Consider the following 18,952-nt stretch of genomic DNA (forward strand, 5'->3'; position numbering starts at 1 on the left):
CTTTTGTTTTTTCCTGAAAAAAATCCCTTTGAACAGTAACGTTCAAGGGGATTTCTTTTTGTCTAATAGTCTATTTTTTATTTGGCCTCATACCAAGTCACGCCTTCATTTTCATCAGCAATCAGGGGAACACTGAGTTGAATGGCTTCTTCCATGGTTTGTTTGACGAGTTTTTTAATGGCTGCCAATTCTGACTTAGGCACTTCAAGAACAATTTCATCGTGTACTTGCAACAGCATTTTCGTTTGATAACCACCTGCTACCAAGGCCTTGTCTAGCTGAATCATAGCGATTTTGAGAATATCTGCAGCCGATCCTTGGATAGGTGAGTTGATTGCAGTACGCTCTGCAAAACCACGAATGTTAAAGTTACGCGAATTGATATCTGGCAACTCACGACGACGTTTGAAGAGAGTCTCCACATAACCCTTATCACGCGCCTCACGAACGACTTCATCCATGTAATTTTTGATACCAGGGAAGCGTTCAAAGTAAGTGTCGATGTATGCTTTAGCCTCTTTACGGCTGATACCTAGGTTATTGGATAAACCAAAGTCTGAAATTCCGTAAACCACTCCAAAGTTGACAGCCTTGGCATTGCGACGGTCGTTTGGAGTCACATCCTCAGGACGTTCAATTCCAAAGACACGCATGGCTGTCGAGGTATGGATATCAGCTCCCTCTTGGAAGGCCTTGATTAAGTGTTCATCCTTAGAGATATGTGCCAAAACTCGCAACTCAATCTGTGAATAGTCCGAACTGAGAAGGACACTATCTTCCCACTCTGGTACAAAAGCCTTACGAATGAGGCGACCTTGTTCCAACCGAACAGGAATATTTTGCAAGTTTGGATCGACACTAGACAAACGCCCTGTCTGAGTCAAATCCTGTACATAGCGCGTGTGAATCTTGCCATCAGCTAAAATCCAGTCCTGTAAACCAATCACATAAGTAGATTGAATCTTAGCAATCTGACGGTAATCAAGAATTTTCTTGACAATTGGTGCAATAGGAGCTAGACGCTCCAAGACATCTACTGCTGTCGAGTAACCTGTCTTTGTTTTCTTGGTGTATTCGAGTGGGAGCCCTAACTTTTCGAAAAGCAATTCCCCCAGCTGTTTTGGTGAGTTGATATTAAATTCTTCACCAGCCAGTTCATAAATTTCTTGCGTCAGTTTTTCAATGACCCGCTCATTTTCAGCTTGCATCTCCATTAAGGTTTCTTTTTTAACCTTAATCCCAGCGATTTCCATCTTAGCAAGGACAAAGGCCAGAGGTTGCTCCATGTCATAGAGGAGGTCTAGTTGCCCGTTTTCACTTAATTTCTCAAGTAAGACAGGCTCCGTCTCAACCAATACAGCAACCTTACGAGCCAAGTGTTCCAAGAATTTCCCTCGCTCTGGGATAGCTTTTTTGACACCTTTACCGTAGAAGGTTTCATCATCGACTAGGTAAGTTTGGCCATAAAGACTAGCAATGGTTGAAATTTCATTGTTCTCTACTGTCGATAGAAGATATTTGGCTAAACGACTGTCAAAAGCAGGGGCCTGCAAAGTCAAACTAAAACGATTTAAGAGAACTTTTGCTTTCTTAAAATCATACACTTTTAGAGGTGTTTTTTCTAGAAAATCTTTAAAAATCGGATTCTGCAGCAGTTCCAACTTATCTGTAGCGTAGAGCTGATCCCCACATGACCATGCAAAACCAATCAATTCATCTGTATGGTAGTTTTCCCCAAAGAGCTCAAAGTGAAAAATGGAGTCGGCGTTAAGCATATCTTCGCTCACTTTATCAACCATAGTAAAGTTCAATGCTTCAGTTTGATTGGTCTGAGAAGCATTCAAGGCCTGTTTCAGTTGTTTGAAGCCCATCTCATCGTAGAATTTACCAAGGTTTTCCACATCTGGACCGCGATAAACCAAATCATCCAGTCCAATCTCAATCGGTGCTTTCGTATCGATAGTTGCTAGTGTTTTAGATAGGAAGGCTTGTTCCTTGTCATTGACAAGATTTTCCTTCATCTTAGAAGCCTTCATACTATCGATATTTTCATAAATCCCTTCAAGTGAGCCATGTTCAAGCAAAAGCTTAATACCTGTCTTTTCACCAATCTTAGTTACGCCAGGGATATTATCCGACTTATCTCCCATGAGAGCCTTAAGATCGATAAATTGAGTTGGTGTGATGCCCATCTTTTCCATGAGATAATCCGGTGTAAATGCCTCAAACTCAGCTACACCTTTCTTGGAAATCTCAACCACCGTATGTTCATCCGTCAACTGAATTAAATCCTTGTCTCCACTGACGATAGTTACATCAAAAGATTCCTTTTCAGCCAAGCGACCCAGGGTACCAATGATATCATCTGCTTCATACTGGGCCAACTCATAATGGCGAATCCCCAGATGGTCTAGCAACTCACGGATAAAAGGAAATTGCTCCCGAAACTCATCTGGTGTCTTAGCACGGCCACCCTTATAGTCTGCATACATCTCTGTTCGGAAAGTCGTCTTCCCTGCATCAAAAGCAACCAAAATATGACTCGGTTGAACACGCTCCAGTAGGTGATTTAGCATCAGATGAAATCCGTAGATTGCATTGGTATGTAGTCCATTGTCATTTTTGAAACGATCTAGTTGCTGGTAAAGAGCGAAAAAAGCTCGAAAAGCAACTGAAGATCCATCAATCAATAATAATTTTTTCTTGTCCATACACCCATTATAAAGGAAAGCAGGGAAAAATACCATTGCTAAGAGTTAGATTATCGGGGAAGCTTATTGGGACGCTTGTTCTACTCGCGCACCATTGCTATCAACTTGGAAACCATCGATAGTCGTATCTACTGCCAATTCTCCAGATGCGTTCACGTAATAATATTTCCCTGAAACCTGGAACCACTGACTAGCTTTCATAGCACCCGAACTTTCGAGATAATACCAAATGCCCTTATCCTTCAACCATCCTGTCTGCATTTCTCCAGATGATTTCAAGTAGTACCACTTGGAACCGTCTTTTAGCCAACCTGTTCTCATTGAACCATTAGTTTGGAAATAGTACCAACTGCCGTTTATCTTTTTCCATCCAAGTGCGACTTTGCCATTTTCATAGTAGTACCAGATTGTTCCCTGTTTTTCCCATCCATTCTTCGAGGTTACCGTTTTAATTAAGGGGATATAACGTCTGTTCCCACTTCTTGAAATATAACTAATCCATCTATAGCCATCCTTTTCAAGAGTTTGATCATAATGAACACTCATTCCAGGTTCGTAGTAATCAATAATAGTAGATGTCAATGATGGCTGATTCATAATAGCTGCTTTTTCTGTAAAGTAATGAGTTCCACTAAGAGCTAGTACAGATTGATGTTTTCCTACGCTAGCATTCCCCACATCTTTAAAGTGAATGAAACCAGTCATAGAACTTGCTTTTACTATTCTACGATGATACGTTTCTGTATAATCATAATTGTACTCCTCAATTTCAATCATGTCTCCAATTACGTTAGAAACCCAAGCTACGTGACCATGTGTTCCCCTCGTACTCCAAGCAATAGCTCCAATCGCTGGTCTCTGATCTACACGATATCCTTCTTTTTGAGCACGGTATCCCCATTCCTTCGCATGCCCATAAGCAGCTGGTAGTTCAAATCCATTAACACTACTTAAACGAAAGGCAGTGAAAGATGTACACTGTCTGGAGTATAGACGCCATTTATCAATTTCTTGACTTCCATTTTTATAATAATAGGGATAATCATCTCCTCGTGCCAGTGAGCCATTGTTTGCCTGATTGGCATGAACAGCTCCTCCACCAAACAAAAAAGCACCTGCTAACAGTAGGGAAGCTGTACCCACTGTCGTTCTCTTAAGAAAAGTTCCCTTTTTACTATCTGTCATTCATTCTCCTTCGAATAGATAAATTTTTGAGGTTGACCTCATTTATATCATTCGAAAGAAAAAGAAAAAAGTGAGAAAACTCCCACTTTCAACATTAATCCAAATAGTGAATTAAATTCTTTTCTGTTAAAATATCTGAATAGGTGAAGGATTCAACATAGACATTGGCCTGTTTGTCCCCTTCAACATTCCCAAATTCAACGATAAAGAGTGATGGATAAACTTCAATAAGTCTTCCCAAACGATTTTTCTGACGTTTACGACCGTTTTCTAAGGTCATTTCCACGACTTGTCCTTCATGCGCCTTGATTTCTTCCTTGATTTTTTTCATCTTGGCTACATCTGTAAATGCATCTGTCATCTTTGTTCCTCTCTCTTCGAAATACTTGAAAACTTGTTATACTCTTTTTGGAAAATCAATTCTACCGTTCCACGTGCACCGCTACGGTTTTTCTCGATAATAACTTCTACCTTATTATTTGGAAGTCCTTCCTCTTCTTCGCCACCACGTTCATAATAGTCATCTCGATAGAGAAAGGCTACGATATCCGCATCCTGCTCGATAGATCCAGACTCACGAATATCTGATAATACCGGCCTTTTATCTTGACGTTGCTCAACACTACGTGACAACTGACTTAGCGCGATAACAGGCACCTTCAGTTCCTTAGCTAGGATTTTCAACTGACGTGAAATCTCTGACACCTCTTGTTGACGGTTCTCACGACCAGTCCCTGTGATTAACTGCAGGTAGTCAATCAATATCAATCCAAGATTGCCTGTTTCCTGAGACAATTTTCTGGCGCGTGAACGAATCTCCGTAATTCGAATTCCAGGGGTATCATCAATATAGATACTTGCTTTTGCAAGATTTCCTTGAGCAATCGTATATTTACGCCACTCTTCCTCAGTAAGTTGCCCTGTACGGATAGAGTGAGACTCCACTAGTCCTTCGGCAGCCAACATACGATCGACCAGACTCTCAGCACCCATCTCGAGGGAGAAAATTGCAACCGTCTTGTCTAGCTTGGTTCCGATATTTTGAGCAATATTCAAGGCAAAAGCAGTCTTACCAACCGCAGGACGAGCCGCAAGAATAATCAACTCCTCCTCGTGCAACCCAGTTGTCATATGATCCAAATCTTGATAACCCGTCGCAATCCCCGTAATATCCGACGTTTGTTGCGATCGAACTTCCAGGTTTCCAAAGTTAAGATTTAAAATGTCACGAATGTTTCTAAAACCACTACGATTTGCATTCTCACTAACATCAATCAAACCTTTTTCTGCTTGCGCAATGATTTCATCTGCAGGGCTAGAGGCTTCGTAAGCTTGGTTTACAGACTCTGTTAACTTAGCAATTAAACGACGAAGTGTGGCTTTCTCTGCTACAATTTTTGCATAGTATTCAGCGTTTGCAGAGGTTGGTACAGAGTTGATAATCTCAACAAGGTAGGACAAGCCACCAATATTTTGCAAATCACCTTGATCATCTAATATCGTGCGAACAGTCGTTGCATCAATGGCTTCGCCACGATCTGACAAGTCAACCATGGCCTGAAAAATCAAACGGTGAGCATATTTAAAGAAGTCTCGAGAGTCAATATATTCTCGAACAAATACGAGTTTACTCTCATCGATAAATATAGCTCCCAATACAGATTGTTCTGCCAAGATATCCTGGGGCTGAACTCGTAGTTCTTCTAATTCTGCCATCAGATTTCCCTTCCCTTTACAAAATCATTACTCAAATCTAGCTTAACCTTCTTTTACACGAAGATTGATGACGCTAGTTACATCCTGATAAATTTTTACAGGAACATCAATCAAGCCAACTGCTCGAATTGGAGATTGAACTTGAATATGACGTTTATCAATCTTAATTCCAAATTGTTTTTGGAGTTCTTCCGCAATTTTCTTGCTAGTAATTGAACCGAAAGTTCGGCCATCTGGGCCAACTTTTTCAACAAACTCAACGATTGTTTCTTCTGCTTCGAGTTTTGCCTTGATTTCTTGTGCTTCTGCAAGAAGTTGAGCATGTGCTTTTTCTTCAGATTTTTGCTTACCACGCAACTCACCAATAGCTTGTGAAGTTGCTTCTTTAGCAAGGTTTTTCTTGATCAAAAAGTTTTGTGCATAACCTGTTGGAACTTCCTTAATCTCGCCTTTTTTCCCTTTACCTTTTACATCTGCTAAAAAGATTACTTTCATTCTTCTGTCTCCTCTTCTCTAATTTCATTAGAAATAACGGTTTTTAGTTTATCAGCTGCTTCTTGCAGACTCATATCTGTAAGTCGGGCAGCTGCCAGGTTGAAGTGGCCTCCACCACCTAATTCTTCCATAATCCGTTGCACATTGATTTTACTTCGACTTCGTGCAGAAATGGAAATATCACCTTGGCTGTTTTTTGCAATGACAAAGCTAGCTTCAATACCCGACATGGCTAACATCGTATCAGCTGCTTTACTGATCACTACAGTATCATACTCCTTACTATCTTTAGCTTGAGCCACGAGAATAGAAGGTTGTACGGCCTGTCCTTGCAAGATAAGCTCATTCACCAATCGATACTCTTCAAAGTCAGTTGCTGCAAGTTCTTGGATTACAATACTATCACTACCACGTGTTCTTAGATAGCTTGCCACGTCAAAGGTTCGGCTAGTCACGCGAGAGGTGAAATTCTTAGTATCCAGCATTATACCACCCATGAGAACACTAGCTTGGATACGACTTAAACGTGATTTCTTAGAGTTCTGGAATTGAATCAACTCGGTTACAAGCTCACTCGCACTACTTGCCCCACTCTCGATATAGGTGATAACAGCATTTTCTGGAAAATCCTGATCTCGTCTATGATGGTCAATAACAATCGTTTGTGTGAATAAATCATAAAACTCTTTTGACAAGGTCAAGGCCGTCTTTGAATGGTCCACCATCACTAGCAAGGAACGATTCGTGACCATTTCCATAGCCTGATTTAGAGGAAGAAGTTTTGTAACTCCCTCATTTTCTAAAAATTGAATGGCACGATGGATGTCCGGAGACATTTGTTCTGGATCATAGACTACATAACTTTCGTCCAAGACGTTACTAGAAAACAATTGCATACCGACGGCAGATCCCAAAGCATCCATGTCTAAGTTTTTATGGCCAACAATAAATACACAATCGACACTCTTCAATTTTTCAGAGATTGCCGTCATCATTGCTCTAGTACGTGTTCTTGTTCGCTTAATAGAAGCTGCAGAGCCACCACCAAAATAAATTGGATTCTTCGTTTCATCGTTTTCTTTTACAACGACTTGGTCTCCGCCCCGAACTTCTGCAAGGTTGAGATTGGATAAAGCAACTTTACCAATACTCTCATGATCGCCATCACCGTATGAAAAGCCCATACTCATGGTTAAGGCTAAATCTCTCTGCTTTGCTTCTTCACGGAAGGTATCAATCACAGAAAACTTTTCCTGCATCAAATGTTCCAATACCGTATAGTCAGTAAACAAGTAAAAACGATCCATCGTAACTCGTCGAGAAAACATTTTATGTTTTCCGGTAAATTCTGCGACAAAATTCGCGACAAAACTATTAATATGACTGATATCTGATTCAGATGTTTCGTTCTCTAAATCATCATAATTATCTACTGAAATTATACCAATTACAGGACGACTCGTTACCAATTCTACTGTGGCTTCGTACTCTCCAGAAACATCGAAAAAGTAAAGCACGCCAGAATTTCTATCTAGATGCACCGCATAACGTTTTTCTCCTACATTAGCATAAATACCAGGCGAAGATATGGATGTTTTTATAATTTCTTGAACTTGAGGAAGGTCAATTTCTCCATCTTCCGTTGTCAACATTAACTCTGCGTAGGGATTGAACCACTCAATCTCACTACTTTCCATGTTTAACTTGACAACTCCAACAGGCATCTGTTCTAAAAGTGAACTTAAACTATCTTCCGCCTGATGGTTTACGTACTGGATTTGTTCAATTTCTGTTTTCTGATAAGATTTCTTTTGAAAATAAAATAGCAAAAGAAATGCCACCATCAATAAAAATAAGCACGCTATTGTGACTAGGTTATTTTGAAGAAAAATAACTAATACAGTCATGATTATAAAGGCAATCCCGACAAATAAGTATACAAAAAAGGGATTCATTTCATTTTTTTTCATTACAAACCTCTTGCGAAATATTATACCATATTTGCACTAAAAAAGCGACCTTTAAAGAAGGAATAGCACTTGTGCTCAGATGTAGTGCACATGAATACAAAAGGTGGTTTACACTAGTGTAAACCACCTTTTTAATCTAATCATACTAAGAATTATGATTCTTTTACTTCAAGAAGACCAATGTCTCCATCTTCGCGTCGATAAATGACATTCGTTGTTTCATCTTCAACATCAATGTAAATGAAGAAATCATGACCCAATAGGTCCATTTGAAGAAGTGCTTCTTCAAGATCCATTGGTTTTAAATCAATTTGTTTTGAACGAACAACTTTAGCTTGAGCTACATCTGCCTCTTCAACCAAAGCATCTGTAAATAATTGGCTAGTAGAAACTTTGTTTCTGTTTTTACGTTCAATTTTAGTTTTATTCTTACGGATTTGACGCTCAATCTTATCTGTCACCAAATCAATAGATCCATACATATCTTGAGAAACGTCTTCTGCACGAAGGGTAATAGATCCAAGCGGAATCGTTACTTCTACCTTAGCAGTCTTTTCACGATATACTTTCAAGTTTACACGTGCATCTAGTTCTTGATCTGCTTGGAAGTATTTTTCGATCTTTTCGAGTTTAGAAACTACATAATCACGAATTGCTTCTGTTACTTCTAGGTTTTCACCACGGATACTATATTTAATCATATAAGTACCTTCTTTCTAAACATATTTGTTTTTCTATATTTATTATAACGCTTTCAAAAAATTATTGCAATCTTTTTCCTCATCTTACGAGGGAAAATGTTCTAACCTCTTCTGCTCCAGCATTCTCAAGTAGTTTTTTCACACGATTCAGTGTCACTCCTGTAGTATATATATCATCAATCAATAAAATCTTTTTAGGAACCGTGGCGTCATTCTTAATAAAAAACGGAAGTTCAGTCGCTAAACGTTCTGAACGAGTTTTTGAAGAACTCGCTCTCTCTTCTCTTTTTTCTAAAAGATTCTCATAGGAAAGACCTGTAGCTTCTATTAAACCTGCAACCTGATTAAAACCTCTTGTTGCATATCTCTCAGGACTTAATGGGATTAAAAGAAAATGGTAGTCCCTATAGTTGATTAGAAAATCCCTCAAAATCGACGCAAAAACCTTTCGTAATATATAATCACCATCAAATTTATAACGACTAAAAAAGTCTTTCATTGCTTGATTATAAACAAAAATTGCTTGGTGCTCTACATCAATCCCTTCTTTACACCAAAGTTGACAGTCTTTACACGAAGTTGACAGCCCTTCTTTATGACAGTTTGGGCAATGTTCTTCCCCAATCCTTTCAAAACTTTCGGAACAAGTTACACAGACTGCAATCTCCTCTTTTTTCAACAAGAGGAGATTGCTAAAGGTTAGATTGCTTTTCAAATGTTGTCCACATAGTAAACAAGTCATAATCCAGCCTCCTTGTTCATCAGTTTAATTTCTTTTATAGCATTCTTAATCGAACGATTTAATCCATCATGAAAGAAAATTAAATCTCCAGTTGGTCTATCCATACTTCGACCTACACGCCCTCCAATTTGAATGAGACTTGATTTTGTAAAGAGGCGATGATTAGCCTCAACTACAACTACATCTACACAAGGGAAGGTAACTCCTCGTTCCAATATGGTTGTACTTATCAATATCGTTAATTCCTTATCCCTAAATGCTTGAACTTGTTCTAATCGGTCCTCAGTAACTGAAGATACAAAACCAATCTTCTCATTTGGAAACTGTAGCTGCAAGATTTCCTTTAACTTTTCCCCTTTTTTGATCTCGGATGCAAAAATGAGTAAAGGATAGCCAGTTTTTCTTTGTTTTTCAATATAGCTTTTTAGCCTTGCTGGTAAACGAAGTTTTTCTAAGCAACTGTCCAATTCTGATAACCAGACTGGTTTGGGAATAATCAAAGGATTTCCATGAAACCGCCTTGGCAAGTTCAGCCTTTTCAACTCTCCTAAGCGAACCTTTTTATCCAACTCATCTGTAGAAGTTGCTGTAAGAAAGATGCTGAGACCATTTTTCTTTACACAACTCTTTACAGCATTGTAAAGCATCCTATTGTCAACATAGGGGAATGCATCTACTTCATCTACTATTAATAAATCAAAAGCGTGATAAAACTTTAATAATTGATGCGTTGTTGCAACAACTAGGGGTGTTCGAAAGTATGGTTCAGACTCGCCATGCAGTAACGCAATTTCACAATCAAAATCGTTCTGTAATCGCTTATGTAATTCTAAGCAAACATCTATACGGGGGCTGGCTAGACAAACTGCCCCGCCGTCATTAATAACCTGGGCAACAACTTGATAAATCATCTCTGTCTTTCCTGCCCCAGTCACGGCATGAACTAAGGTCGGTTGCTGACTTTCTACTGATTGAAGCAAACCTTCTGATACTTTCCCTTGAAAAGGAGTTAATTGTCCCTGCCATTTAAGAACATCTTGCTTAGGAAATTCTTCCTGAGGGAAGTAGTATAACGCTTGATCGCTCCTTACTCGCTTCATTAACAAACATTCGCGACAGTAGTATGCATCAATGGGTAATTTCCATTCCTCTTGAATCATACTATCGCATCGTTGACAAACAAGCTTTCCCTTCTCTTTTTTCATACTCTGCAGTTTTACTGCCAGTTGTCGTTCTTCTACACTTAATTCCTGTTCGGTAAAAAGTCGGCCTAGATAATTTGGATTTACTTTCATACTTATATGTTCGGAAAAACTAGCGCTTTATATGATTTTTTAGTACAATTAAACCATGGAATTTAGAACAATTAAAGAGGACGGACAAGTCCAAGAAGAAATAAAAAAATCTCGCTTTATTTGCCGTGCGAAGCGTGTCTATAGTGAAGAAGAGGCTCGTGCTTTCATTACAGCTATTAAGAAAGAACACTACAAAGCAACTCATAACTGCTCTGCTTTTATAATCGGGGAACGTAGCGAAATTAAACGAACCAGTGATGATGGTGAGCCAAGTGGAACTGCTGGTGTACCTATGCTGGGAGTTCTAGAAAATCACAATTTGACCAATGTCTGTGTAGTTGTTACCCGATATTTTGGTGGTATTAAGCTGGGAACCGGAGGCCTCATTCGTGCTTATGCAGGAAGTGTCGCATTGGCAGTCAAAGAAATTGGCATTATCGAAATCAAAGAGCAAGCAGGCATTCAGATTCACATGACCTATGCTCAATATCAAGAATATGGGAACTTTCTTAAAGAACATCATCTTATAGAACTTGAAAGCAACTTTACAGATCAAGTTGAAACGATGATCTTTGTTGATAAAGAGGATAAAGAAGGTATCAAAGCAGCCCTTATCGAATTTTTCAATGGGAAAGTCACCTTAACAGACCAAGGTTTACGAGAAGTTGAAGTTCCTGTTGACTTAGCTTAAACAGGAAAAAAAATATAGTTTTCGGAAATGAAGCAATGGAGTCGCTGGAAATTTTAGCGAACAAAACCGTCTGAGAATTAACAGTTTTGATTATTGATATAAAAAAATCCTATCACTTTGATAGGATTTCTATATTTTACAAAAGGCAAAGTTAGCGTTATACTAGAAGCATCTTATATAAAGAGGTGCTAACATGGCTATTTATAACAATATCACTGAACTCATCGGAAAAACACCGATTGTTAAATTGAATAACATTGTACCAGAAGGTGCAGCAGATGTTTATGTAAAACTGGAAGCTTTCAACCCAGGTTCATCGGTTAAAGACCGTATTGCTCTTAGCATGATTGAAAAAGCAGAGCAAGAAGGGAAACTGAAACCGGGCTCTACTATTGTAGAAGCAACAAGTGGTAATACTGGTATTGGCCTTTCATGGGTTGGTGCTGCTAAAGGCTATAAAGTTGTCATCGTTATGCCTGAAACAATGAGTGTTGAACGTCGTAAGATCATCCAAGCTTATGGTGCTGAACTAGTCCTTACTCCTGGTAGCGAAGGGATGAAAGGTGCGATTGCGAAAGCGCAAGAAATTGCTGCTGAGCGCGATGGTTTCCTACCTTTACAATTCGTCAACCAAGCTAACCCAGAAGTTCACGAAAGAACAACAGGAGCTGAAATTCTAGCTGATTTCGGAACTGATGGTTTAGATGCCTTTGTTGCTGGTGTTGGTACTGGAGGAACTATTTCTGGTGTCTCTCACGCCCTTAAAGCTGCTAATTCAAACATTCAAGTTTTTGCAGTTGAGGCAGACGAATCAGCAATCTTGTCAGGTGAAAAACCTGGACCACACAAAATTCAAGGTATCTCAGCTGGATTTATTCCAGAAACACTTGATACGGAAGCTTACGATGGGATTGTTCGTGTAACATCAGACAATGCCCTTGCACTTGGCCGTGAGATTGGCGGAAAAGAAGGCTTCTTGGTAGGTATTTCTTCTGCTGCGGCTATCTATGCAGCAATCGAAGTTGCTAAAAAACTTGGGGCAGGTAGAAAAGTCCTTGCGCTTGCACCAGATAACGGAGAACGTTACCTATCTACAGCGCTCTATGAATTTGAAGTGTAGTCTCCTAAATACACAAAGCCCTTGTTAAAGGGCTTTTAAATTTTTATAAAAGAAAAAGGAAGCAAATTGCTTCCTTTTGTATGATTAGTTATTCAAGGCTGCTGCCATTGTAGCTGCAACTTCAGCTTCAAAGTCATTCGCAGCTTTCTCGATACCTTCACCAACTTCAAAGCGAGCGAACTCAACTACTGAAGCGTTAACTGATTCAAGGTATGCTTCAACTGTCTTGCTGTCATCCATGATGTAAACTTGTGCAAGAAGTGTGTATGCTTGGTCAACTTTAGTATTGTCGAGCATGAAGCGGTCCATTTTACCTGGGATGATTTTATCCCAGATTTTTTCTGGTTTACCTTCAGCTGCCAATTCAGCTTTGATATCTTCCTCAGCTTGAGCGATTACTTCGTCAGTCAATTGAGCTTTTGAACCATACTTCAAGTGTGGAAGAGCTGGTTTACCAACCATTGCACGGCTTTCGTTGTCTTGGTCGATAACATGGTTCAATTGTGCCAATTCATCTTTAACAAATTGCTCATCCAATTCTTTGTATGAAAGAACAGTTGGTTTCATTGCAGCAATGTGCATTGAAATTTGTTTAGCAAGTGCTTCGTCTCCACCTTCGATAACAGAGATAACACCAATACGTCCACCGTTGTGTTGGTAAGCACCAAAGTGTTGTGCATCTGTTTTTTCAAGCAAAGCAAAACGACGGAATGAGATTTTTTCTCCGATTGTAGCAGTTGCAGATACGTATGCTGCTTCAAGAGTTTCACCTGAAGGCATTGTCAATGCAAGAGCTTCTTCGTTGTTAGCTGGTTTACCTTCAGCGATTACTTTCGCTGTTGCATTTACCAATTCAACGAATTGAGCGTTTTTCGCAACGAAGTCAGTTTCAGCATTTACTTCAACTACTGCTGCAACGTTACCATTAACATAAACACCAGTCAAACCTTCTGCAGCAACACGGTCAGCTTTCTTAGCTGCTTTAGCCATACCTTTTTCGCGAAGCAATTCAATCGCTTTTTCGATATCACCTTCAACTTCAACCAATGCTTTTTTAGCGTCCATGACACCAGCACCAGATTTTTCACGTAACTCTTTAACAAGTTTAGCTGTAATTTCTGCCATTTTGATTCTCCTATATTTTTTAAAAAATAGGAGAGCCGGGCTAAGCCCCGCCCTCCTAGGTAATTACTATTTATACGAATTAAGCGTTGTCGCCTTCAACAACTTCAACGATTTCTTCGATTGAATCTGCTTGAGCTTCTGAAGCTGTAAATTCTGCTTCAACTGCTGCTACAGCATCTTCACCTTGGCGACCTTCGATGATAGCATCTGCCAATTTAGCTGTGATCAACTTAACTGCGCGGATAGCGTCATCGTTAGCTGGGATGATTACATCGATATCGTCTGGATCAGTGTTTGTGTCAACCATCGCTACAACTGGGATACCCAATTTTTTAGCTTCTTTAACAGCGATTTGCTCTTTATGTGGGTCAACTACGTACATTACATCTGGGATACGAGGCATATCTTCGATACCACCCAAGAATTTTTCAAGACGTGCACGTTGTTTGTTGAGAAGTGCAACTTCTTTCTTAGGAAGAACATCAAAGATTCCTTCTTCTTCCATACGTTTAATTTCTTTCAAACGAGCGATACGTTTTTGGATAGTTCCCCAGTTAGTAAGAGTTCCACCCAACCAACGGTGGTTGATGTAGTATTGACCTGAACGTTCTGCTTCTTCTTTAACAGCATCAGCAGCTTGTTTCTTAGTACCAACGAACAATACAACTGCATCGTTAGCTGCCGCATCACGCATAAAGTCATATGCCTGGTCAGCGTATTTTACAGTTTGTTGCAAGTCGATAACGTGGATTCCGTTACGCTCAGTGAAGATGTACTTAGCCATCTTAGGGTTCCAGCGACGAGTTTGGTGACCAAAGTGTACACCAGCCTCAAGAAGTTGTTTCATTGAAATTACTGCCATGAGTATTTCTCCTTTTTTGTTTTTTCCTCTCCTCAATTTCAACTTGCAAAACAACCCGAAGGCAACAGTTTCACAATTCATCAAGAATGAGTATTATCGTTCACACGACAAGTTTCATTCTACCATAATTGGAGCTTTATTTCAAGTAGTTTTGTTATTTTCTCCTTATTAAATTACTCGTTAAAAACTCTAAATTTAAAACATCTCAACATATATTGCTGAGATGTTCTAATAGCTAAATTTTTTTAAATTTAATGTAGTGGCAAAATAATTAGTTTATCCTATCTACTTCGAAGTTTCTTACGAATTTTATAAGCTAGATTAAACAAGAAGTATAATGAACTGGTTGGATAATTAAACTCACCAACAAATTCCTCGATAGTAGGATTAAATTTGGATTTAAAGTTAATTAACCCACCCTCTAAGTTGTTTTCAATTCCACCCATATTATGAGTCTCAGCCCCTCGTTCAAAAGAATGTTGAGCTGTCTCAAACCATGTAGGAATAGCTGGTTGATAGTGTCTAAATTCTTCATTCATTCCAGCATATAAGTTTTCAGAAGTTTTCCCAAATTCGATAGTTAAAGTGCCAGACAATGGGACAACACTATCTCCTTTATCAATATAGCCCTTAAGAAAAGAAATTTCTTCTTCTAATCGGTTTCTCTCTTGCTGATTATCTTTTACTTTGCCTTCTTTTGTTTTATCTGTAAACTTCTGCGCTGTTTTTAGATTCTTTTCAAGTTGCTTCTCAACTTCTTTCAATCTATTATGTAAATCTAAATAGCTTAGTGTGATAAAGGAGTTGTTAGGATAAGTAGTCAGTAACTTTTGATAATAATCTTTGTCTCGTAAACTAATGTTCTTGCGAGACTCTGTTTTCTTCATTAAAAACGAAAATTTATCTAATAAATCGAGCCCACCAAATTTTACTTCCAATCCTTTATTTCTTGCAGTTCGGATGGCCTGTCTAGTAGACTTAGAAAGTTGATCCAGTGAGAAATTTTCTTTATGAATATTAGCTTGAAAACGTGGTTGTATATTTTCTGCCATATTCTCTGTTAAGCCAGTCCAATGAACTTTATTTTTTTTCAGTTCTTCAACAATTTCTAAAGTCATAGAATTTTGGACAACTTCTTGGCCAATAAGACCTCTACTGAAAAATAGACTTGGATCAAATTTAACCATTATTGCATGGCTTTTTTTAGCAAGTTTTTTCAACGTTAAAAGTACAAATTTTAGAAGCTCTTTATCTTCATAGTCAATTACTGGGCCTCGTGGAATATAGAACATAGAAAGCCCTAATGGTAGCGGCTGAATTAAGATATTCGCTACCCCAACCAATTGATTATCTTTATAAAATCCTACTCTCTCATTCCCCCAAGTATCCTTTATCTTGGACCAATCGCTACTCTGCAATAAATTTCCTTGAGGATGATTTTGCAAAAATAAATCCCACTCTTGAGCATCAACATTCATTTTATACGTAAACATAATTCCAGTACCAACTCTCTTAAAATCTATTTTATCTTCATTAGCTTGCTTATGTGCTAATTCTCTATATTTCGTATTGCTTTACCTAAACGAATACGAAAATAATATGTCAATGACAACTAATGATATTATGAAATTTATTTTTAAACACTATACAAAGGGTGAGATTCATAAAACCTCACCCTAAATTGAATAATAATCAGTATATTAGTTTGGATAAATGTATCTTACTGTACCACGTGATGCTGTAGGATTAAACCATCCACGGTAATTTCCGATTGGTTGAGTACCGCTACCATCATAGTTACATTCTGAAACTTGAATACGCGTTGTTGACTCAACAGCAGTAACAACCGCCACGTGTCCGTAGCCACCATCATCCCAACAAGCGATTGCACCAACTTGTGGTGTAGAGCCTGTACGGAAACCTGCTGCTGCTGCACTAGTAGCCCACTGGCCACCATTACCCCAATAATCACCAGCCCATGGCGCCAAAGTTTTTGCTCCCCATGTACACTGACCTACAGGGTAACTTGAAGCATTTGAGCTATAAGTTGGTCGTTGACTTACAGTAGTTGCTGCAGGAGTGTAACTTGAATCATCATCTGATGATGAAGAACTTGAAGTTGCTTGTACTTGTGCAGCAAAAGTTGTGTTTGCTGAAGCAGCAACCGTTTGTTGTTGACTTGTTTGTTTCGCTTTGTATGCTGCTTCTGCTTCTGCTGCTGCTTTCGCTTCTGCTTCAGCCGCTGCTTTTTGCTCTAGCAAGGTTGCTTTTTCACTTTCTGCAGTAGCTTTTTCAGCTGCAAGATTCAACTCGGCTGCTTTCAATTCAGCTTGTTTTGTTGTCAAAGCTTGAGCGTCATCAGCAAGTGTTTGTTGGTTGGCAATAACTGTGTTGATTGCTTCATTGTTAGCAACTTGTTTTTCAGAGATAGCCTTTTTATCTTCTTTTTGTTGTTGCAACATTTTATTGTTTGCTGAGACAATTTCACTCATAGCTGCTACACGAGAAATAGCTTCTGTGATTGAGTTAGAGTTAATAATTGTATTAATGTAGCTTGTAGCAGTTCCGTTAGTTTGTGCACTACGAGCTTGGTTTTCAAGCGATTCATTACGAGCTACGATATTTTTTGAAAGCTCTGCAATTTCTCCTTCAAGTTTTTTAGACTCTTCTTGAAGCTTTTCGTTTTCAGATTGTAATTTTTCTTGCTCTGATTGAATAGCTGAAACTTTAGTTTGAATTTCGTCTACTTGTTTTTGAGCTTCCTTTTGTTGTGTTGTCAACTCACTAATTTTGCTATCTTGAGCTGCAATTTTTTCATCTGTTGTGTTAGCTTTAACACTTGAAAGCACAGCTCCTTGTGAAACTAATACTGTACTTAATAATAGTGATGCTAGAATTTTTTTCTTCATAGTGTAAATACTCCTTCTTTAAAAAGACAATACTAGTATATCAAAAAAAGGCCTAATAAATATTACGCCTTTATTACAGTTTTGTTTCTTTCTTATAGATATATTTTTTCAAAAATATATTGGAAAACTAACATCCATATAAAATTCAATATCATAGTAGGAACAAGACTATAAACCATAAACACAGATAAATTTTCTGCAGTTAATCCTACCAAGTGTGCTAGGATAAAGCTAGCAAATTCAAATGTAAAAGTCATCATTAAAACGGCAAGTACTCGAGTCCATCTATTTGACAAAATAACTGAGTTGCTTTTATACACTATTGCTCCAATAATTACAAATAGTAGACTAGCTATTCCAATCAAATGGAAGAAATAAATATCGTATACAAGTCCTACAACTAGGCAATAAGCTAAAAACAGATACTCAGATACTTCTATCGTTTCAAATAATAAGAAGATAAAAATAAAGTGGCTAACAATTTGTATATGTGGAAAAAAACTATTTACAAACTGCCCTAAATGGCTATCAATCAAGACAATCAAGGGCAATAGTACAAACATTCCTATCTGCTTAAAAAGTCTCATGATGGATTCCCCACTAACTCTACAACTTTAAGGTTCATTGGATCAGCATGCAATTTAACCATGACTTCTCTTGTTAGATAGTCCGTACTATGTGTCACTGATACGACTTCCCCTACAGGGATATCTGTAGCATTAAAGTTTCCTAAGCCGCCAGTTACCACTTTGTCACCTTGACTAATGTCGCCACTGCTGTTTAATTGACTGATTTTTAGTAGTTCTTTTTCCTTGTCATAACCAATGATAATACCATAAATACTACTAGATCCGTGCTGGATTTTAACAGAAATCTTCTCTGTGTTTTCAGCGTTTGTTAATAAATTGACTACGGATGAGTTGTCTTCTACTTTTTCAACGCTTCCAACAAGCCCTCCACCAGAAACAACGAGCATACTAGTTGTTAAACCTTGTTTTGATCCGGCATTAACTGTCAATTCCTGTCTCCAAGTTGCTGGAGTTCTCATAATGACATCTGCAGTAATTAGCTTGCTCGCGTTCAATTTTGACTTCATATCTAATAATTGACGCAGTTGTTCATTTTCTTCTTTTAATCTGTCTGCTTCATTTGTTTCTTTTTCCATTTGATAGAGTTCTTTTTTAAGAGTCTCATTCTCATTATAAGCTCTCGTCAAATTTCCTAAATCTGACTTTGTAGATTCTAACCATTGAAATGGTTTCTGTACAATTCTATCTATCAGCGAAATGCCATCTCCAACCTTTGTCACAACTGCACTGGATTGTGTCGTTACTAAAAAGACAGAAACCATTAGTATAACGACAAATAGAACAATGATATATTTTGATTTTTTAAAACGATTCATGCCTTTACCTTATATTATTCTATAC

17 protein-coding genes are annotated in these 18,952 nt (G+C 38.4%); 2 read left to right on the forward strand and 15 right to left on the reverse strand.

Translation table 11 applies throughout. The annotated features are described in order from the left end of the window. Positions 1–77: 77 nt before the first annotated feature. The 9 genes from polA to KJR31_RS08010 form a co-directional block, all read right to left on the reverse strand. Positions 78–2,711: a DNA polymerase I gene (gene polA / locus KJR31_RS07970; RefSeq protein WP_214262838.1), complete on the reverse strand. Its 2,634-nt coding sequence runs from the start codon at positions 2,709–2,711 to the stop codon at positions 78–80. Between the two features lie 63 nt (positions 2,712–2,774). Next, on the reverse strand, positions 2,775–3,896 hold the full coding sequence (locus KJR31_RS07975; RefSeq protein WP_214262839.1) for an SH3 domain-containing protein: 1,122 nt from the start codon (positions 3,894–3,896) through the stop codon (positions 2,775–2,777). Positions 3,897–3,990: 94 nt separating this feature from the next. Then, entirely contained in the window at positions 3,991–4,257 is a 267-nt protein-coding gene (locus KJR31_RS07980) for a Veg family protein (RefSeq protein WP_006154753.1), read from the reverse strand. Then, positions 4,254–5,612: a replicative DNA helicase gene (gene dnaB, locus KJR31_RS07985; protein ID WP_214262840.1), complete on the reverse strand. Its 1,359-nt coding sequence runs from the start codon at positions 5,610–5,612 to the stop codon at positions 4,254–4,256. The genes KJR31_RS07980 and dnaB overlap by 4 nt, the downstream gene beginning before the upstream one ends. Before the next feature lie 42 nt (positions 5,613–5,654). Then, positions 5,655–6,107 carry a 50S ribosomal protein L9 gene (rplI, locus tag KJR31_RS07990; RefSeq protein ID WP_004250991.1) on the reverse strand — a complete coding sequence of 151 codons (453 nt, stop codon included), beginning with the start codon at positions 6,105–6,107 and terminating at the stop codon, positions 5,655–5,657. Beyond that, entirely contained in the window at positions 6,104–8,077 is a 1,974-nt protein-coding gene (locus KJR31_RS07995) for a DHH family phosphoesterase (RefSeq protein WP_214262841.1), read from the reverse strand. The genes rplI and KJR31_RS07995 overlap by 4 nt, the downstream gene beginning before the upstream one ends. A 152-nt stretch (positions 8,078–8,229) precedes the next feature. Next, positions 8,230–8,778: a ribosome hibernation-promoting factor, HPF/YfiA family gene (gene hpf, locus KJR31_RS08000; RefSeq protein WP_214262842.1), complete on the reverse strand. Its 549-nt coding sequence runs from the start codon at positions 8,776–8,778 to the stop codon at positions 8,230–8,232. A 79-nt stretch (positions 8,779–8,857) separates the two neighbouring features. Beyond that, positions 8,858–9,520, reverse strand: coding sequence for a ComF family protein (locus KJR31_RS08005; protein WP_214262843.1), 663 nt, complete (start codon positions 9,518–9,520; stop codon positions 8,858–8,860). After that, entirely contained in the window at positions 9,517–10,815 is a 1,299-nt protein-coding gene (locus KJR31_RS08010) for a DEAD/DEAH box helicase (RefSeq protein ID WP_214262844.1), read from the reverse strand. The genes KJR31_RS08005 and KJR31_RS08010 overlap by 4 nt, the downstream gene beginning before the upstream one ends. 55 nt (positions 10,816–10,870) lie before the next feature. Here KJR31_RS08010 and KJR31_RS08015 point away from each other — a divergent pair, with 55 nt between their 5' ends. Both KJR31_RS08015 and cysK read left to right on the forward strand, forming a co-directional pair. Further along, complete coding sequence (locus tag KJR31_RS08015; RefSeq protein WP_214262845.1) at positions 10,871–11,506, forward strand: YigZ family protein; 636 nt, start codon at positions 10,871–10,873, stop codon at positions 11,504–11,506. Between the two features lie 193 nt (positions 11,507–11,699). Beyond that, entirely contained in the window at positions 11,700–12,626 is a 927-nt protein-coding gene (cysK, locus tag KJR31_RS08020; RefSeq protein WP_214262846.1) for a cysteine synthase A, read from the forward strand. A gap of 84 nt (positions 12,627–12,710) precedes the next feature. On the opposite strand, the gene tsf is transcribed toward cysK, so the two are convergent. The 6 genes from tsf to mreC form a co-directional block, all read right to left on the reverse strand. Beyond that, positions 12,711–13,751: a translation elongation factor Ts gene (tsf, locus tag KJR31_RS08025; protein ID WP_214262847.1), complete on the reverse strand. Its 1,041-nt coding sequence runs from the start codon at positions 13,749–13,751 to the stop codon at positions 12,711–12,713. A gap of 79 nt (positions 13,752–13,830) precedes the next feature. Further along, the gene (rpsB, locus tag KJR31_RS08030) at positions 13,831–14,613 is read right to left on the reverse strand and encodes a 30S ribosomal protein S2 (protein WP_214262848.1); all 783 of its coding nucleotides are present in this window, start codon (positions 14,611–14,613) and stop codon (positions 13,831–13,833) included. 281 nt (positions 14,614–14,894) lie between these two features. Further along, entirely contained in the window at positions 14,895–16,106 is a 1,212-nt protein-coding gene (locus KJR31_RS08035; protein WP_214262849.1) for an aminoacyltransferase, read from the reverse strand. Positions 16,107–16,313: 207 nt separating this feature from the next. Continuing rightward, positions 16,314–17,522 carry a peptidoglycan hydrolase PcsB gene (gene pcsB, locus KJR31_RS08040; protein WP_214262850.1) on the reverse strand — a complete coding sequence of 403 codons (1,209 nt, stop codon included), beginning with the start codon at positions 17,520–17,522 and terminating at the stop codon, positions 16,314–16,316. Positions 17,523–17,614: 92 nt separating this feature from the next. After that, positions 17,615–18,109 (reverse strand): rod shape-determining protein MreD, encoded by a 495-nt coding sequence (gene mreD / locus KJR31_RS08045; protein WP_214262851.1) that lies wholly within the window; start codon positions 18,107–18,109, stop codon positions 17,615–17,617. Beyond that, entirely contained in the window at positions 18,106–18,927 is an 822-nt protein-coding gene (mreC, locus tag KJR31_RS08050; RefSeq protein ID WP_214262852.1) for a rod shape-determining protein MreC, read from the reverse strand. The genes mreD and mreC overlap by 4 nt, the downstream gene beginning before the upstream one ends. Positions 18,928–18,952 lie beyond the last annotated feature (25 nt).

The organism is Streptococcus infantis (assembly GCF_018499575.1).
Lineage (GTDB): Bacteria > Bacillota > Bacilli > Lactobacillales > Streptococcaceae > Streptococcus > Streptococcus infantis_K.

Excerpts from the sequence above, each read along its gene's own strand:
- polA (WP_214262838.1), bottom strand. The coding sequence starts at position 2,711 with ATGGACAAGAAAAAATTATTATTGATTGATGGATCTTCAGTTGCTTTT.
- KJR31_RS07975 (WP_214262839.1), bottom strand. The coding sequence starts at position 3,896 with ATGACAGATAGTAAAAAGGGAACTTTTCTTAAGAGAACGACAGTGGGT.
- KJR31_RS07980 (WP_006154753.1), bottom strand. The coding sequence starts at position 4,257 with ATGACAGATGCATTTACAGATGTAGCCAAGATGAAAAAAATCAAGGAA.
- dnaB (WP_214262840.1), bottom strand. The coding sequence starts at position 5,612 with ATGGCAGAATTAGAAGAACTACGAGTTCAGCCCCAGGATATCTTGGCA.
- rplI (WP_004250991.1), bottom strand. The coding sequence starts at position 6,107 with ATGAAAGTAATCTTTTTAGCAGATGTAAAAGGTAAAGGGAAAAAAGGC.
- KJR31_RS07995 (WP_214262841.1), bottom strand. The coding sequence starts at position 8,077 with ATGAAAAAAAATGAAATGAATCCCTTTTTTGTATACTTATTTGTCGGG.
- hpf (WP_214262842.1), bottom strand. The coding sequence starts at position 8,778 with ATGATTAAATATAGTATCCGTGGTGAAAACCTAGAAGTAACAGAAGCA.
- KJR31_RS08005 (WP_214262843.1), bottom strand. The coding sequence starts at position 9,520 with ATGACTTGTTTACTATGTGGACAACATTTGAAAAGCAATCTAACCTTT.
- KJR31_RS08010 (WP_214262844.1), bottom strand. The coding sequence starts at position 10,815 with ATGAAAGTAAATCCAAATTATCTAGGCCGACTTTTTACCGAACAGGAA.
- KJR31_RS08015 (WP_214262845.1), top strand. The coding sequence starts at position 10,871 with ATGGAATTTAGAACAATTAAAGAGGACGGACAAGTCCAAGAAGAAATA.
- cysK (WP_214262846.1), top strand. The coding sequence starts at position 11,700 with ATGGCTATTTATAACAATATCACTGAACTCATCGGAAAAACACCGATT.
- tsf (WP_214262847.1), bottom strand. The coding sequence starts at position 13,751 with ATGGCAGAAATTACAGCTAAACTTGTTAAAGAGTTACGTGAAAAATCT.
- rpsB (WP_214262848.1), bottom strand. The coding sequence starts at position 14,613 with ATGGCAGTAATTTCAATGAAACAACTTCTTGAGGCTGGTGTACACTTT.
- KJR31_RS08035 (WP_214262849.1), bottom strand. The coding sequence starts at position 16,106 with ATGTTTACGTATAAAATGAATGTTGATGCTCAAGAGTGGGATTTATTT.
- pcsB (WP_214262850.1), bottom strand. The coding sequence starts at position 17,522 with ATGAAGAAAAAAATTCTAGCATCACTATTATTAAGTACAGTATTAGTT.
- mreD (WP_214262851.1), bottom strand. The coding sequence starts at position 18,109 with ATGAGACTTTTTAAGCAGATAGGAATGTTTGTACTATTGCCCTTGATT.
- mreC (WP_214262852.1), bottom strand. The coding sequence starts at position 18,927 with ATGAATCGTTTTAAAAAATCAAAATATATCATTGTTCTATTTGTCGTT.